This window comes from Paenibacillus cineris (genome assembly GCF_018333335.1).
GTDB classification, from domain to species: Bacteria; Bacillota; Bacilli; order Paenibacillales; family Paenibacillaceae; genus Paenibacillus_AQ; species Paenibacillus_AQ favisporus.
In genome coordinates, this window is the sequence record NZ_BORU01000001.1 from 1,188,428 (window position 1) to 1,203,542 (window position 15,115).

General features: G+C 51.8%; 13 protein-coding genes. 11 read left to right on the plus strand and 2 right to left on the minus strand.

The genetic code is table 11. The annotated features are described in order from the left end of the window. The first annotated feature begins 19 nt into the window (after positions 1-19). From KI379_RS05860 to KI379_RS05880, 5 genes are all read left to right on the plus strand, one after another. Entirely contained in the window at positions 20-385 is a 366-nt protein-coding gene (locus tag KI379_RS05860) for a MerR family transcriptional regulator (protein ID WP_212983037.1), read from the plus strand. A gap of 111 nt (positions 386-496) precedes the next feature. Beyond that, positions 497-1,432: an NAD(P)-dependent oxidoreductase gene (locus KI379_RS05865; RefSeq protein ID WP_212983038.1), complete on the plus strand. Its 936-nt coding sequence runs from the start codon at positions 497-499 to the stop codon at positions 1,430-1,432. A gap of 428 nt (positions 1,433-1,860) precedes the next feature. Further along, entirely contained in the window at positions 1,861-4,662 is a 2,802-nt protein-coding gene (locus KI379_RS05870; protein ID WP_244879203.1) for a glycoside hydrolase family 2 TIM barrel-domain containing protein, read from the plus strand. 138 nt (positions 4,663-4,800) lie between these two features. Further along, positions 4,801-5,403, plus strand: a complete 603-nt coding sequence (locus KI379_RS05875) for a TetR/AcrR family transcriptional regulator (protein ID WP_212983039.1) — start codon at positions 4,801-4,803, stop codon at positions 5,401-5,403. Positions 5,404-5,590: 187 nt separating this feature from the next. Next, complete coding sequence (locus KI379_RS05880) at positions 5,591-6,154, plus strand: VanZ family protein (protein WP_212983040.1); 564 nt, start codon at positions 5,591-5,593, stop codon at positions 6,152-6,154. A gap of 185 nt (positions 6,155-6,339) precedes the next feature. Here KI379_RS05880 and KI379_RS05885 read toward each other — a convergent pair whose 3' ends face one another. Further along, entirely contained in the window at positions 6,340-7,212 is an 873-nt protein-coding gene (locus tag KI379_RS05885; RefSeq protein ID WP_212983041.1) for an NmrA family NAD(P)-binding protein, read from the minus strand. A 43-nt stretch (positions 7,213-7,255) separates the two neighbouring features. After that, positions 7,256-7,534, minus strand: a complete 279-nt coding sequence (locus tag KI379_RS05890; RefSeq protein ID WP_212983042.1) for a nuclear transport factor 2 family protein — start codon at positions 7,532-7,534, stop codon at positions 7,256-7,258. Between the two features lie 282 nt (positions 7,535-7,816). Here KI379_RS05890 and KI379_RS05895 point away from each other — a divergent pair, with 282 nt between their 5' ends. The 6 genes from KI379_RS05895 to KI379_RS05920 all read left to right on the plus strand — a co-directional run bounded on the left by KI379_RS05895 (position 7,817) and on the right by KI379_RS05920 (position 15,006). Beyond that, positions 7,817-8,194 (plus strand): nuclear transport factor 2 family protein, encoded by a 378-nt coding sequence (locus tag KI379_RS05895; protein ID WP_089546311.1) that lies wholly within the window; start codon positions 7,817-7,819, stop codon positions 8,192-8,194. 251 nt (positions 8,195-8,445) lie between these two features. Beyond that, on the plus strand, positions 8,446-10,944 hold the full coding sequence (locus KI379_RS05900; protein ID WP_212983043.1) for a glycosylhydrolase-like jelly roll fold domain-containing protein: 2,499 nt from the start codon (positions 8,446-8,448) through the stop codon (positions 10,942-10,944). Between the two features lie 379 nt (positions 10,945-11,323). Beyond that, positions 11,324-12,817: a spore germination protein gene (locus KI379_RS05905; RefSeq protein WP_244879204.1), complete on the plus strand. Its 1,494-nt coding sequence runs from the start codon at positions 11,324-11,326 to the stop codon at positions 12,815-12,817. 55 nt (positions 12,818-12,872) lie between these two features. Then, a complete protein-coding gene (locus KI379_RS34340) occupies positions 12,873-13,181 on the plus strand; it encodes a hypothetical protein (protein WP_373309583.1) in 309 nt (102 codons plus the stop codon). A gap of 20 nt (positions 13,182-13,201) precedes the next feature. Next, entirely contained in the window at positions 13,202-13,912 is a 711-nt protein-coding gene (locus KI379_RS05915; RefSeq protein WP_280518773.1) for a GerAB/ArcD/ProY family transporter, read from the plus strand. Further along, positions 13,909-15,006: a Ger(x)C family spore germination protein gene (locus KI379_RS05920; protein ID WP_212983046.1), complete on the plus strand. Its 1,098-nt coding sequence runs from the start codon at positions 13,909-13,911 to the stop codon at positions 15,004-15,006. The genes KI379_RS05915 and KI379_RS05920 overlap by 4 nt, the downstream gene beginning before the upstream one ends. The last annotated feature ends 109 nt before the right edge of the window (positions 15,007-15,115 follow it).

Sequence of the window (15,115 nt, forward strand, 5' to 3'; positions counted from 1 at the left end):
AGGAAAGGGGCGACCCGGAGTGAAAATCAGCGAATTGTCGCAATTATCCCATGTCAGTGCCCGCTCGATCCGTCATTACGAAAATCAAGGTCTCCTAATCGCCGACAGACTGGATAACGATTACCGGGATTTCCCTGAATCGGCCGTCGGGCGGGTCAAGGCGATCCAGCTGTACTTGAAGCTGGGATTGACGGTTGAAGAGATCAAAGCGTTATTCAGAACGGAAGTGGCCGATCCTGACGGTTATGAATATTGCGAGGAGATGCTGGCCACGTATGAGGGAAAGCTGCAGCAGGTAAATGAGCAGATCGAAGCCTTGCACGGGCTGAAAACATTACTGGAAAGGCAAATCGCCTTCACCAACGGGAAAAAGAACATCGTATAGCCAAAACAGCACTGGAGCGCCGGAAGCATGCTCCGGTTTTTTTATGTTGACATTGACACTAGTGTAAACCTTTATGATGGGCTTAATCTCGTGATGAAGGGAGTTTTACCTATGAGTACAGGCTTTACAAAAGACAACCGTCAAGCTGGCGATTCGTATGCGGCCGGCCATTCCAAATCAGTCACCCTCATCGGACTCGGCCCGATGGGACAGGCGATGGCGCGCGTACTGCTGGATCGCGGCTATGCCGTGACCTTGTGGAACCGGACCCCCGGCAAGGTGGAAGAGCTTGTCCGGCAAGGTGCCGTCCGGGCCGAGACGGTCGGCGGAGCTTTGGATGCGAATGAGCTCACGATACTCAGCCTCACCGATTACGGCGCCATGTACACTATTTTCGAACCGGCCTCAGAGCAATTGGCAGGCAAAACGATCGTCAACTTGAGCTCGGACACGCCGGCGAACGCCCGTAAGGCGGCGGAGTGGCTAGCGGACCGCGGCGCCCGTCTCGTCACAGGCGGCGTGCAGGTTCCACCTTCAGGGATCGGCCAATCCGGGTCCTACACGTATTACAGCGGGCCAAGGGAGGCGTTTGAGGTTTATAAGGAGACGCTGGAGGTGCTGACCGGCACCGATTACAGGGGAGAGGATCCCGGACTTTCCATGGTGTATTACCAGATCCAAATGGACATGTTCTGGACATCCATGCTCAGCTATCTGCATGCGCTTGCGCTGGCTGACGCAAACGGCATTTCGGCGGAACAGCTTCTGCCGTATGCTTCAGCGACCCTGTCGTCGCTGCCGGGCTTCATCGCGTTCTATACGCCTCGCCTTGACGAAGGGCTGCATCCCGGCGATGTGGACAGACTGGCCATGGGTGTGGCGAGCGTCCAGCATGTCGTGCACACAGCCGAAGATGCGGGGATTGATGCTGCTTTACCGGCTGCCGTGCTCCAGATTTTCAGGCGGGGAATGGACCAAGGATATGCCGGGAACAGCTTTACCAGCCTGATTGAAACGTTCAAAGCAGCCAAAGTGCGGAACACATGACCCGCAATGCCGAAGCCTGACTCCATTTGGAGTTCAGGCTTTTTTGTACTGTAACTGAGAAGCCGATTGACCTTCGTCAAGGTCTAGGGGTATACTTTATTCAATTTTTCAGAATACGTTTTCGTAGCTCGGAAAGAGCAGGAAAACGAGAGTTTGTCTTACATATGACGATATAAGTTGACCTAAAGAAAACGATGCAAGCAAGGGAGTAAAATGATTTCGAAGAAGCGAAGCGGTCTCATTTGGCTTTCGGATTTCTGCCTCAGATGGATTTCATAAAATCAAGAAATCCGAAAACAAGAGTGATCGTAGGGACATTTTACGTACTTGCCCCTATCGTTCATTTCAAATTTTTAACTTATACAGCTTCTGTTTCTATGACTATGTATGCGCTGCATGCAGCGTAACGATCTCAAGGAGGTTATCATTTGCTTACTACATTAAATCTAGCCGGAATTTGGGAACTCCAATTGGATGGAGAGAAGTCCGGATTGCAAACGCCGTTCACTGATACGATGGCACTCCCGGGCACGACATCGCATGCCCGAAAAGGGGAGCGGAACGAAGCCGCAGAGATCGGCTCGCTGACGGATGAGTATCGTTTTGAAGGCTATGCCTGGTTTTCACGGACGTTTGAAGTGGACGCATCACTCGTGGGGTTACCCTGCTTCCTTTACCTGGAGCGTACGCGTGTGACAACCGTTTGGATCGACGGTGAGGAATTGGGCAGCCGTAACAGTCTGAGCACCCCCCACGTGTACGAGATCTCCGGAGGACTGACGGCAGGGACGCATACGATGCTCATTCGCGTCGACAACACGAACTACCCCACCAAAGGCGGCCATCTTACATCCCCGGATACCCAGACGAACTGGAACGGCATCACCGGACGGATCGAGCTGCAATTTACGGGCCAGCGTTACCTGCAAAATGTCCAGGTCTATCCGGATGCGGCAAGCCGGTCGGTCACCGTCAAGGCGCGCCGCGTGGGCATTTCTGCAGACAAGCTGGTCGTGTCAGCATCCGGATTCAACGGCGATTCCGAGCACCGGCCGGAGGCGCAAACGTTCAGCCTTTCCGATGATCGCGAGGTCGTTATCACATACCCGCTCGGTGAAGACGCCAGACTGTGGAGCGAGTTCGATCCCTACCTGTACAAGCTGAACCTTCGTCTGGTGGACGAGGAAGGATCGCTGCTGGACGTGACCGAAATCGTATTCGGACTGCGGGCATTTCAGGCTGACGGCGATAAGTTTACGATTAACGGGGTCCGGACTTTTCTGCGCGGGAAGCATGACGGCCTCATTTTTCCGTTGACAGGCTATGCGCCGACGACCGTTGACGAATGGCTGCGGGTGCTTACCATTGCCAAATCGTACGGCATCAACCATTATCGCTTCCATACCTGCTGTCCGCCGGAAGCTGCTTTTACCGCGGCCGATCTGCTGGGGATCTATATGGAGCCGGAGCTGCCGTTCTGGGGAACCGTCACCGACGAATCCGATCCGAATCATAACGCCGCCGAACAGGAATACCTGATCCAGGAAGGGTTCTCCATGCTGGAGAGCTTCGGCAATCATCCGTCTTTTGTCATGATGTCGCTCGGGAACGAGTTGTGGGGGAGCAAGTCGCGCCTCAGTGAGATCCTTGCCGCTTACAAAGCGTTCGATGACCGCCCCTTGTATACGCAAGGCTCGAACAACTTCCAGTTCGTGCCGGACATTCTCCCGGAGGAGGATTTCTTCTGCGGCGTCCGCTTCTCGCGGAATCGTCTCTTCCGCGGCTCCTACGCCATGTGCGACGCGCCGCAGGGCCACGTGCAGACGGACATGCCAAGCACCCGGAAAGATTATGACGAGCAGATCCAGCCGTCCATCTTGGGTAAAGGATCGGTAGAAGGATCCGGGAACAGCATCCAGATCCAGTACGGCACAGGTACGAAGACCGTGCAGGCGTCGGCCGTAGAAGAACAATTGATCCCCCGCATTCCGGTCGTTTCGCACGAGATCGGACAGTATGCCACCTTCCCGAATTTTGCCGAGATCGAGAAATACACAGGTCCCCTCAAAGCCCGCAATTTCGAAACGTTCCGGAAACGGCTCGAGGATAAGGGGCTCGGCCATTTGGCGGAGGCTTACTTTTGGAACTCCGGGCAGCTGGCGGTAGACTGCTATAAGGAGGAACTGGAAGCTGCTTTCCGCTCCCGCCGGCTGGCAGGGTTCCAGCTGTTGGACCTCCAGGATTTCAGCGGCCAAGGGACGGCGCTTGTGGGTGTGCTGGATGCTTTTATGGACAGCAAAGGCTTGGTGACTCCGGAGGAGTGGCGGACGTTCTGCTCCGACGCCGTGCTGCTGGCTCGTTTTGACAAATATCATTTTACAGCCGGGGAGCGTTTCGGCGCGCACGTCGAACTGGCTTATTTCCGCGGCATACCGCTAAACACGGCTGAGGTCGTCTGGAACGTTGCAGAAGGCGGGACGATCCTGGCCGAAGGAACGCTGGCTGCAGAAGCATCCAAAGACGATAACTACGTCGATTTCGGGGATATCTCCTTCGTAGTTCCGGAACCTGCGGGTATGACACAGGTCACCTTGTCACTTGCGATCACCGGGACGGATATCCGTAAAACCTACCCGCTCTGGCTCTACCCGGCGGGAGTGACTGTCGATGTATCAGCCGAGCAATGGGTAACCGCACTGGACCCAGGCGTCCTGGCGCGTCTTGCGCAGGGGGAGTCTCTGCTGCTTACGCCGGACCCAGACCGGCTGAAATCCGCCGTAGACGGCACGTACTGCACCGATTTCTGGTGTTACCCGATGTTCCGGTCGATATCGGAGAGCATGAACAAGCCTGTGCCTGTCGGTACGATGGGACTGCTGATCGATCACTTGCATCCGGCACTGCGGCATTTTCCAAGCGCCTCGCATTCGACGTATCCTTGGTGGAGCATCGCGACCCACTCGCGTCCGATCATTCTGGACGATCTGTCCCAAGCCTTGTCGCCGATCGTTCAGACGATTGACAATTTTGAGCGCAACCATAAGCTGGGCCTCTTGTTCGAGTGCCGGGTCGGCGCCGGCAGGCTTCTGGTCTGTCCGCTGAATACGGAAGCGGTGATTGATACGCCGGAGGGCCAGCAGTTCCTGCACAGCCTGATCGAATATGTACGATCGGAAGACTTTGATCCGCAGGTTGAGCTCGCGCCTTCCGAGCTTAAGGCTATCCTGTAGGCTCACGATCTTCAGGATGGCTCCATCCAAACCGGACGATACTGATACCACGGGGACGTTAAGTTGAGCAAAAACAGCCGCTGACGTTGCAGCTCCTCGTAATTTGCCCTATGATGAGAGAGAAAAGGGGAGCTGAACGTGGCTAGAACCAAAGCATTTGATACGAATGAAGTTCTGCATAAAGCGATGAAGGTTTTCGGGAGCCGGGGCTATGAAGGCACTACGCTGCCGGACCTGTTAACCGGGCTGGGCATCGCCCGCCAAAGTTTGTATGACACGTACGGTACGAAGCGTGACCTGTTCGTGACGGCCGTCAAATATTATATGGATCGTAAAAATCGCGATTTGCTGGAATTGATGGACCAGCCGGGTGCGGTTATTGATAAAGTGAAGCTGGCTTTCACGGCGATGATCAGCGCTCTGGCGGACCCGGAGCTGCGCCTGGAGTGTTTTATCATCAGCAGCGCGATTGAGCAAGCGCCTCATGACGAGGAGCTGGCCGCCTATATCCGCTCCAACACCGAACAGGTGGAGCAGGCTTTCTACAGCATGCTGGAGCGAGGGAAGGAGCGGGGCGAGATCGATCCGGCAACCAATACCCGCGAGTTGGCCCGGTTTCTGGCGCATGAGCGGATATCCTTGGTCGTTGCGGCAAAGATGGGGATGGACGAACAGAACCTGTTGGGGATCATGAAGATCGTGCTGTCGGTCGTCAATCCAAGTGGTAGTCATGTGGAATAGAAGCGGTGCGCAAAAAGGGCTATCCCGTGGTCATCGGTCATGATCATGGGATAGCCTTTCTTCATGTTGCTTAAAGAGTAAAAAAGCTATTACAGGCGTGGTAAAATGGTTTTACACTTTAGGTCGGCTTAAAGTCAAAGCCGATGCGAATGTTGTAAACTGAACACTGGAGAATAGGCGGGAAACAATGAAAAATGGAAGTACGATGAATAAACAAGGGAGAATGGAAACAGCTTTTTTATATGCAGTGTTCATTTGTTACATCCTTTTTTTATGTAAATTATTGTTCTTGTCAAGAGTTTCGCTTGTGGATTTGTTTAATAGTCAAAGGACTATAGATAGGTCGATCAATCTCATTCCTTTTCATAGTATAAAGGACTATATATTTAGCAGCTCTGCCACGATAAAAAAATTCGCTTTTGCTAATGTGGTTGGCAATATCGTTATCTTTATTCCTCTCGGCACCTATTTGTCGTTAATTAAGAACAATAAAAGAACAACCAATCTGCTATTCATAGTAATGACAAGTTTATTTATTGAAATCATTCAGGGCCTTTTAGGCATTGGAGCATCAGACATTGATGACATCCTTTTAAATGGTTTGGGTGGATTCGTCGGTATTTTAGGGTATACGTTTTTAATGTGTATATTACGGGATAAGATAAAAGTACGTACTGCAATTACAATACTATCGGCAATAGGATTACCCGTTCTATTATATTTATTATTTGCGGTGAGATTGCTTCTCTGAATATCTTTATTGCATAAACAAGATGGTCCCTTACGGAAAAGGAACGGACTTATGACAAAGGATTGTTCTTCTGCTTATGATCCAATCGTTCTTTGCCGTAAACCCGCTCCATGACCGTAATAAAGGAGCTATTCTTTTGCTAGCGTTTATTGGTTAATCAACAGCCTGAAACTATACATCGTTGCTCAGACGTAAGTCTTCTCCAGCCAGCACCGGTTGTCCCGAATAAATTCATCCAGCGACCGCGGATTCCGCCCGGTTACTCGCAGTACCGTGTCCGTAACCTGATCTTCCACGCCTTCCGTCCGAATACGGCGATCCAGATCAGCCAGGAATTCAGCGTAGTCATTCGGAATACCGGCGGCTGTAAGCGACTGCGCCAGCTGCTCTTCCGTAATGCGGCTGTGCTTGACGGCCAGGCCTGTAAGCCGGCTGATTATCGCTGCGGCTTCATCATAGCTGAGTGATTCGGGCCCCGTAATGATATGCTCTGTATTGTGCGGTTCCTTGTCCGTCAGCGCATGGAAGGCGACGGCTGAAATATCTTCCGCATCCACGAAGCCGACTTTGCCATCCCCGGTCGCCGTGAACATTTGACCCTGCTGGCGGATGGTATGCCCATGTCCGGCTTCCGTAAAATTTTGCATGAAATAGGATGGCCGCAGCACGGCCCATTCGGGCGCGTGCTCTTTCAGGTACTGATGGACGGGGCCGAAGACGGGCCCATGCTCCGTTATCGACGCGCTGGAGAGCAGGACGAAGCGGCGGACGGAGGCGTCCAGTGCTTTGCGGATCAAAGGGATCATGACTTTATCCGGGTGCATGCCCGTCGGGGCGACGAGATAAATCGCACCAACACCTTGCAGGGCTGCTTCGTGGGTGGAATCGTCGTACCAGTCAAAGCGTGCATGGTCTGCCAGGGCATTCTCCATGTTGGACGGGCTTCGTCCGGCTGTCCGGATGGAGTAGCCTTGGTTGATCAAAAGCTGGGCGAGACGGGAAGAAGTTTTTCCTTGTCCTCCTGTGATTAGAATGCGATTGGATGAATCGGTATGCATAAGAACAGCTCCTTTTTTTATCGTTTGAGTGATGATCAAAGTGCTAAGGGGTTCCAGTAGTAAATACCGGGGATTCCGCCGAAACATGGATTACCGGTTTGGTAAAAGAGCGAATCTCAAGCAGGGTGTCGAGCATATCCAGGTGCTGCTTCAGAGCCCTTTTACCCTTCAAAAATTGAGGTAGCGCCTCAGGCGCGTAAGGGAATTCAAAAACGATATCCTCATCAAACAAGTCGAGAAAACCTTCATAATCTTTGTTCATAATACGATCTGTGAACCATTGCATGATCGTTTCTGCCTGTGCGGAAGAAATCGTGCCCATTTGAGATGCCTCGCTTTCTGCGGTGGATTGGACCTGTTTAGCAATTCGCCAAAGGTATGGACCTAATATAACAATTCCGGACTAAATGGTCAATAATATTTTGACTAAATAGTCCGAAAAAAGAAAAAACGATGGAAAGAGGGCGCCTGTTATCAGGTGAGCCGATCTCAGCTTTTCATGAATAAGGTCACTCCATTGGCATACGGACGAAGGGAGGTATACAATACCATTTGGACGAGCATCGCAAATGACCCATGAAAATCTGTTCATAGGAGGGGAACCATGCCGCAGGAAGACGTGATCAAAACCGTGATGAAACAGTACATTGACCGCTTCAATCAGGATGATGTGGAAGGCGTGCTTTCCCTTTTCGGGGAAGAAGCCACCGTGGAAGATCCGGTCGGTTCACCGGCTGTAGAAGGGAAATCCGCAATCGCTGAATTTTACAAAAAGGTGGTTAATGGAAATACCCGAATACGGCTTGAGGGACCCATACGAGGATCTCACAGCAATTCGGGAGCCATGGCGCTGCAAATTACGACCTCAGCTGAAGGGAAAACCATTTCCATACCGGTTATTGAAGTGATGACCTTCGACGAACAAGGCAGCATCGCTTCGATGAAGGCATACTGGGGGCCGGGGGATATGGTCATCAAGTAATACGGTATTGGCATAGGTGCCGCCGTACTGGAGCACATGCTGCCCGGTGCGGCGGCTTTATGTTTTTCTGGGGAGGCGCGGCCCTGAAGTCCATATTATTATATGATTTCGCACTATTTTAATATTGTCCTTTCCACTGCATGACGGTAAGATCGTTGTAGTTTGAATTGAAACCGCTTCCTAAAAAGAATTCCATATGCGTATTTCTATAGGTATGGATTGCTGATCAACGTGAAAATGAGGTGCAGTTCATGACGGAAATCGAAAATCTTAAACAGCAGTTTGCCGATCCGCCTGCTGAATTCAGCCCTATTCCTTTTTGGTTCTGGAACGATGCCCTGACGGAGGAGGAAATCATCCGCCAAATCCATGATTTTCATGCCAAAGAGGTGGCAGGGTTCGTCATTCACCCGCGGATGGGAATGCCCAGAGAGATTCCTTATTTGTCGGAGAAATACATGGACTTGGTTGAAACCGCCGTATCGGAAGCCGCCGATCTGGGGATGCGGGTCATTCTGTATGATGAAGGGATGTATCCTTCCGGCTCCGCCTGCGGACTCGTCGTGCAGCAGAATCCCGCATTTGCCAGCCGGGGGTTGCGGCTTCAGGAGATCCCATGCGATAAAGGATCAGGCCCCGTCAGGGTTCCCATCTCGCTGTCCCCTGGGGAGACGCTGGTGTCGGTCCAAGCTGTTATCAAGCCGTCTGCAGGTGAGGCCCAATTGGGAACGGCACTCGTGCTCGAATGTGAGAACGACGGCGTGTCGTTCACACCGCCGGCCGAAGGAAACTGGTCGGTCTTATTGTTCATCGAGACTCCATCACGGGGAACGATCCGCGGCGTTCATCCCGGACAGGACGATGGCGAGCCGGACGCTCCATTAGCGGCCGATTTGCTGAATCCGGATGCGGTGAGAACCTTTATTACGATAACGCATGAAAGATACTATCAAAGGCTGCATCGCTATTTTGGAACGACCGTATTCGCCTTTTTCACCGACGAACCGGATTTGCTCGGCCGCGGCCATATCAGGGGGCTGAAGCCATGGACGAACGGCTTCCTGAACGAGCTTATCGAAGGGGGCTTTCGGGAGCAGGATTTGCCGGCGCTGTGGTTCGAGACGGGAGAATCGGGCGCCTCTGTCCGCGAAGCCTACGAAACGGCAGTCCGGAACCGGCTGGGCCGCACGTATTATAAGCAGATCGCCGATTGGTGCGAAGCGCATGGCATCAGCCTTACCGGTCATCCGGCGGGAAGCGACGACATTGGGCTGCTGGAGCATTTTCATATTCCCGGGCAGGATGTCGTCTGGAGGTACATTGCTCCCGAAGACGGCAAGTCGCTCACCGGCGTGCACAGCACCATGGGCAAGTGCTCATCGGATGCCGCCCGCCACCGAGGAAGACGAAGAAACCTGAACGAATGCTTCGGCGTCTGCGGAATCGAAGGCGGCTGGTCGCTGACGGCCGACAATATGAAATGGTACCTGGACTGGCTGTTCGTCCGGGGTGTCAATCTGATCAGCCCGCATGCCTTTTATTATTCCATCCGCGACGAGCGCAGGGACGAGCGTCCGCCGGATGTCGGACCTCATAACATATGGTGGCCGGAATACGGCCGGTTCGCAAGGTACATCAAGCGGATGAGCTGGATGATGACAGGCGGCGTGAACGGAGCGGAGGTTGCCGTACTGGCGGGGGCCAAGCATCTGCCTTGGCAAATCGTCAAGCCGCTGTATGAGCAGCAGATCGAGTTCAATTACTTGGAGGAATCGCTGCTGAACACTTTCTGCGAGTTAGAGGACGGGACGATTGCGATCGCCGGTTACCGGTATAAAGCACTCCTGATTGAGGATTCCCTGCGGCTTGCGCCTTCCAGCCTGCCATTCCTAAGGACGTTTGCCGATCAGGGTGGCGTGATCATCGAATGGAGTCCTGAAGGCAAGGATAGCGCACCTATCGGCCAGATCGCGGTAAACCGTGCCGAAGAGGTTCCGGAAGCGCTGGAGCGCAGGCTGGGCTGGAAGCATAGGCTCGAACCCGCTGCGAAAAGCATTCGGATCAGCCGGGTTACGAAAAACGGCATTTGTTTCTATGTCATCGTCAATGAGGGTGAAGCAGGATACGAAGGTGCCTTGCGGATCAACCACACCGGTAACGCGGAATATTGGCGGCCTTGGACGGGGGAATGCGAAGCAGCAGAGACGCTTCGAACAGAGGATGGACAAGTCGTTGACTTACGTATAGAGCGCAGGGAATGCATCATCGTTGCCGTGGATCCGGCCTCGGATGAACAGGGGGCGAGCTTCAGATCGGAGCCGGCGAAGAGCAAGAGGGATGGGGACGTATCGGTGGAGGACCTGTCGGAAGGCTGGCAGGTGGTGGATGGTCCATGGACCGGGGAGCTCCCTTCGCTGTCGTCATGGACTCATTGGGAAGGGATGGACCGCTTCTCGGGAACGGTTGTTTACGAGCGGAGCCTTGAACTCGCAGACCCGTTCGCGTGGGCGGAACTCCTGCTGGATCTTGGCGATGCCCATGAGTTCGTTCAGCTTGAGGTGAACGGCAGGGAGGCGGGGGTCCGGATGTGGAAGCCATACGTTTTTGATATTGCTGAAACGGCGGTGCTTCCCGGAACGAACCGTCTGCGTGTGTCCGTCACGAACAGCCTGGCCAACCGCTACGACGGCAAGTCCTTCCCGTCCGGGTTGATTGGCCCGATACGGCTGATGAAGGTACCGCATCATTGAGATTTCTTTGGCAGGAAGAACTGAGTTCGTGACGGCAAGTTGTCGAACCACCATATGAAAGGTAACTCTTCGCTGCAGGCTGATCTGTTAAGGGATAGCGGATGACGTTTCCCGTTTGACGGCCAGCTTGACGAAGCGGCACAGCGGTTCGAGTTTGAACCGGGACATCATTTCGATTGAGATCGACCTAAAATAACGGCAGAATCTGCTCCTCTTCCCGCGGCTGCACAGCGTCTGTGCAGACGTCCCGAAGAGGAGTTTTCGTATTTGGCAATCCTCGGACGCATACGATGCACGACGATTCTCAAGTATATGGACTCTGCGAAATGGCGAAAATGATGAGAAAGATTCATAAACCGTGCTGCAAGGGGACCGACAAATGTCATTTTTCAAACAACTATGGAAGGCCATGCTCAAGGATGAATCTAAATCGCAGGAAGCCATTGTCGAGGCATATCCTGAAAACAACGAAAGTCCCTCTCTTCAACATACGCTGGAGCAATTTGACAATTGCGCCGATCTGGTGCATCGAACGTACCCCAAACTTCAAGTGGATATCGTGTACTTTAGTCCCATGATGGATATGGACAAGCTGACTCGCGACGTATTAACCCCGCTGCTGCAAGCGGGTGAAGCTGAAGTATCCGACGTGTTGGAGCAAAGCCAATTTTCCAAAAATGAGGACAGTAAGCAAATCGTTAAAGGGATTCTTTCCGGACAGGCAGCTATCTTTTACGGGCAATCCGCCTATTTAGTGGATGTTTTCGGCCCCGAATCGCGCGCTGTTACCCAATCCGAAACGGAGACGGTCATTACGGGCCCCCATGATGCTTTTACAGAACGTGCGGGAACGAATCTGGCGCTCATTCGCAGCCGAATTCGAAGCTCACATCTGAAAGTAATCCGGTTGTCTGTGGGGGAAGTCACCAAAACGGATGTGTTTATCCTTTATATAGAAGGAATTGCAAACATGGATTACGTTCATGAGGCGATAAGCAGAATTAAAGCCATTGAAATGGACGCCGTGTATGACACCTCGATGCTCATCCAATGCATAGAGGACAGCCCGAAATCCGTGTTTCCCCAATTCATTACGTCGGAACGTCCGGACGCGATTGCATCCAAGCTGGTATCCGGGCGGGTGGTCGGGCTCTGCGACGGGAGTCCTTCAGCATTTAGCGCCCCTACATCCGTGTTCGAATTTTTCTCTTCCTCGGACGATTACTACCAACGATGGATGGTCGGTACCGGGATCCGCCTGCTTAGATTCGTTGCCTTTATCATTACGGTAGCCTTCACGGCCCTTTACGTGTCCGTCACGACGTATCATTATGAGATGATTCCTGAAAATCTGCTGATCCCGTTAACAGAATCCAGAAGCAGGGTTCCCTTTCCGCCTTTATACGAAGCGCTGCTGATGGAAACCACGATCGAGCTGCTAAGGGAAGCCGGCGCACGGCTGCCTACGAAAATCGGGCAAACCATCGGTATCGTCGGGGGTATTGTGATAGGACAGGCAGCCGTTCAGGCCGGTCTGACAAGTAATATTTTAATTATCGCCGTGGCGATCTCTGCGATCTCCTCCTTTGTTATTCCCAGTTATGCCATGAGCGGCTCGATTCGAATCATCCGTTTCGGAATCATCGTATTGGCAGGAATATGGGGGAACTTTGGGATTGCGATCGGGTTCACCGCGATCATTATTCATCTTGGGGGAGTGCTCAGCCTCGGTACGTCATATTTAACTCCCATTGCCCCGTTTAAGTTTAGGGATTGGAAAGATACGTTTATCCGGGCTCCATTTTTTATCCTGGATGAAAGACCTACGCAAACCAAGACTCCAAACCGGATAAGACAAAAGCCCAGAAGGTAGGTGACGGCTCATGAAGGAGAAGTTATCTGCGTTTCACGCCACCATATTAATCTATATGACCCAAGTCGGCGTATTCAGTTTCAGCCTTCCCCGAATGCTTGCCCAGCATTTTGGAACGAACGGTTGGCTTGCGATATTCATTTTGGCGGCCTTTGTATTTCTAAACACCGCGATCATTGCTGTTGTTTATCGGCTGTCCAAAGGGAAATCCGTCTTTGAAACGCTGGAAAGGTCGATTCCCAAAATCGTTCTGTTCCCGATTTACCTTTGTATATGCTGTTTCTGGGTAACGATCGGCTGTTTGGCCGCGAAGGAGTACTATTTATCTTTCAAATTATCGCTTTTCCTTCGACCCATCCGATGATCTTTATGTTTATTTTTTGTATGCTTGCCTATTTATTAATTAATAAGGGAATTTACAATATTGCCAAAGTTTCGACCGTTTTTTATATCATCACGGTGTGGATCCTTTTTTTGTTCTTTTTTTACTATCATGACTTTAAGTGGACCCGGCTCACGCCTTTCATTTTTCAAGGTGGAAATCCGGACAAAATCAAAGGGTTTTTCGATGTGTATCCAGCTTTTCTCGGATACGAGCTGACCCTACTGCTTTTTCCATATGCGGACAAAAAAACGCATCTCATGCGGTCGGCATTTATAAGCAGTGGGCTGGCGACCATCGTGTATGCGTTCATTGCCTTCGTCTCTTTTGGCTTTTTCGGTTTGGGCTATCTGAAGGTGCTGCAATACCCGATTCTGGTCTTGTTTGCGTATGTTCACCTTCCGCTCATTGAACGCATTGAGAATCTGCTTTACGGTTTTCTCTTGTTTACGACCATGATCACGACGGTGATGAACAGCTGGGCTGCCGTTGAGGTCGGGAAAAGGATGTTCCCCAAATTAAAAAACGTCGTATTAAGTTTTTTGATCATGCTGTTCGGTTATGTGATCTCCTTTATCCCGAAGGTGCTGATGGAGGCCCAGAGGTGGCTGAATTACGCAGCTTACGTCGAAACCGGTCTTGCTTTCGGCTTCCCGATTGCTTTGATCCTGTTGTTGCTTATTCAACGAAGCAGAGGTGAATTACAATCATGAACAAAAGATGGCCCGGATTATTGTTGACCCTTGCCATGCTTACGGGATGCGACGATCAGCACATATTGGAGAGAACCGGATTTTGCCACACGATCAGCTACGATCTTTTGCCGGACCATAATTTTAAAATCGGACTGAGCGTACCCAAGGCAGATCCGAACTCCAAGACGGACAGGGAAGTACTGCAAGCCATCGCCCACAGCAGCAAGGACTCACAACCGAAATTGGTCAGACAAACCAGTCTGCTGCTGGTTAACGGACAACTGCGGAACCTTCTCTTCAGCCTGCCTTTAGCCGAGGGCGGTCTTTTGGACCAAATGGATACACTGAGCCGAGATCCATCGATTCCGCCTAAAGTCAAGATTACTCTGGCTGATGGCGATGCCTATGATTTGCTGAAAAAAAATTACAAGGAGCACCCCCGAACCGACCGGTACATTTATACTTTGCTGGAAAAGGAAGCGGCGTATCAGACGGTGCCTGAGGCTACCTTGTACGAATTCATACGGGATTATTACGATGACGGAATCGATCCGATCGCTCCCATCATCAAAGACGCGGGAGATACGATTACGGTCTCCGGCGTAGGACTGTTTAGAGGGGACAGATATATTACCAGAATCAAACCGGATGATTTGCACATATTGGCTTTGTTACGACATAATCTGCGGCATGCGGATATGACGATCCATCTGGCCTCGGAAGGACAGCACAAAGAGCTGATCACCTTCAACTATTTGAAGAGTGACCGGAAGATCGATGTTCTTCGCGACAAGAGCGGCAAACCCGTGGTGATGATTCATATCAAGGCGTCCGGATCGGTGCTCGAGTATATCGGGAAATTGAAGCTGCACAGTGATGCGGACCGAAATACATTATTGCAGCAGGCAGCCAGGCATCTGGAGAGCAGAGCGGATGAGATGATCAAGTTTATGCAGGATAACAAGGTGGACAGCGTCGGGATTGGTGCTTATGTGCGCAACAGTATGAGTTATGCGTCTTGGAAGAAACTTGACTGGTATGAAGAGTATGCTCATCTTACCGTGAAATGCAAGGTCGATTTAAACATCGTCAACTCTGGACAAACCCTCTAGAAGCGGCTAACGGAGGCAGGGAAGGGGGGATTCAGAAAGACGAAAAAAAGGGGGTTGACACCAACCGCATTTAAGCATAGAATTGTCTCATAATCAAATATCTCAAATT